The organism is Mucilaginibacter sp. P4_G9, assembly GCF_056400985.1.
The window spans coordinates 1-2,073 of the sequence record NZ_JBFUKF010000625.1 but is presented as its reverse complement, the minus strand read 5'-3'; the positions used below and the strand labels follow the sequence as shown (position 1 = coordinate 2,073).

Here is a 2,073-nt window from a genome sequence, read left to right as displayed (position 1 = left end):
AGGTTTGGATATAAGATAAATACCAAATCGGATAAAGAAACAGCCAAATCTCTTAATTTTCTGATGGAGGATGTGGAAGGCAAAAAAGAGCAGAATGTACTTACCCATTTAGCTATCCGTTCAATGGCAAAGGCTATTTACACAACAAAAACCAGTAACCATTACGGCTTGGCGTTCGACCATTATACACACTTCACCTCTCCTATCCGCCGATACCCGGATGTTATGGTTCATCGTTTACTGTTCCATTATTTAAATGGCGGGCAATCTGCCAATGCCGAGCATTACGAAAAATTGTGCGGCCATAGTTCGCAAATGGAGAAAAAAGCAGCTGATGCCGAACGTTCATCGGTTAAGTACAAACAAGCTGAATACCTCCGCGATCAGGTTGGGAACATGTTTACCGGCATTATCTCCGGGGTTACCGAATGGGGTATGTATGTGGAAATCATCGAAAATAAATGCGAAGGCATGATCCGTTTGCGTGATATCTCTGATGATTTTTATACTTTGGACGAGAAAAATTATTGTATCATTGGTCAGCGTAAAAAGAAAATTTACCAACTGGGCGATGAAGTAAGGATCAAGGTTAAAAATGTTGATCTTACCAAAAAACAAATTGACTTTTCGTTAGTACAGGACTAAGTTGATTAAGTTAGATTAGGTGAATGGTTAGCATCCACTTAATCAGACTGATCAACTACACAACAAACAAATGAAACAACTTACAGACCTGCAGGTATTGATTAGTAAAGCTGTAGATACGCTAAAATTCCCCGATTCTCCTGCCGAACTTTATGAACCAATAAGTTATATACTTGCCCTTGGAGGCAAGCGCCTTCGCCCCAGCCTCCTCCTGATGGCTTGTGACCTTTTTGGAGGTGATGTTGATAAAGCCATTGAACCGGCTTTGGCGATAGAAGTGTTCCATAACTTCACTCTAATGCACGATGATATTATGGATAAAGCCCCACTTCGCCGGGGCAAAAGAACTGTTCACGAAAAATGGAATGCCAATGTGGCCATTCTATCGGGTGACGCCATGATGGTGGAGGCCAATAAGCTGATGATGAAGGTTGATGATGTCATTTTACGCCGGGTAATGGATGTATTTAATGAAACCGCAACAGGCGTATGTGAAGGCCAGCAGATTGACATGAGCTTTGAGCAGCGTAACAATGTGCTTATTGACGAATACCTGGATATGATAAGACTTAAAACCGCTGTGTTGTTGGGCGGTACATTAAAGATAGGCGCTATTATTGGCGGGGCTACTTTAAATGATGCGCAGCTGCTTTACAACTTCGGCGTTAACCTTGGTATTGCATTCCAGTTACAGGATGATATCCTGGATGTTTATGGCGATCCGGAGAAATTTGGCAAACAGGTTGGCGGGGATATCCTATCCAACAAAAAAACGTACCTGCTTATAAAAGCCATTGAACTCGCTCAGGATGAACAGGCTGATAATCTGAACAGTTGGTTAAACGTGGAACAATTTGATTCTGCCGAAAAAGTAATAGCAGTGACGGCAATTTACGATCAATTAGATATAAGACAATATGCTGAGTATGCCATGCAAACCTATGCAGAGAAAGCTTTTGACGCGCTTGATAAAATCAACCTTTCCGAAGACCGCCGCCAATACCTTAGGCAGTTTGCCGATAGTTTGTTGGTGAGGGAGTATTGATTATATTTAGGGTATGAAGAGAATACTATTAATTATAATTGGAGTAATTGCTTTCGTTATTACAAATGCCCAAACCTTAACCTCCGGCGGTAAATTAAAACCAGAACAGGCAAATATGGATGTAAGGCATTATACCATCACCCTTAATGTTGATCCCGTTCAAAAAACCATTGATGGTTATACTACCATTGATGTGATCATGGCGCAACCAACTCATGTATTGCTTTTTGATCTGCTGGATTCCTTACAGATCAGTAATGTGTTAGTCAACGGAAAAAAGGAGGCGTATACCTATCAAAACAACCTTATCACCATAAACACAACAAAAGAATTACCCTCCGGTAAGGCAAGTATAAAAGTGATTTATGGCGGTAAGCCGCATG

At 41.1% G+C, this 2,073-nt stretch carries 3 protein-coding genes; all 3 read left to right on the top strand.

Features of this window, described 5'->3' with window-relative positions; all coding sequences use genetic code 11:
- Positions 1-645 (top strand): RNB domain-containing ribonuclease (locus tag AC1DPZ_RS26070; RefSeq protein WP_477408989.1); only part of this gene is annotated, 645 nt, incomplete at its 5' end.
- 70 nt (positions 646-715) lie between these two features.
- A complete protein-coding gene (locus AC1DPZ_RS26065) occupies positions 716-1,690 on the top strand; it encodes a polyprenyl synthetase family protein (protein WP_477408987.1) in 975 nt (324 codons plus the stop codon).
- Between the two features lie 13 nt (positions 1,691-1,703).
- A partial coding sequence (locus AC1DPZ_RS26060) for a hypothetical protein (protein WP_477408985.1) occupies positions 1,704-2,073 on the top strand: 370 nt, incomplete at its 3' end.

Coding starts and splice junctions, on each gene's coding strand:
- AC1DPZ_RS26065 (WP_477408987.1), top strand. CDS start 716: ATGAAACAACTTACAGACCTGCAGGTATTGATTAGTAAAGCTGTAGAT.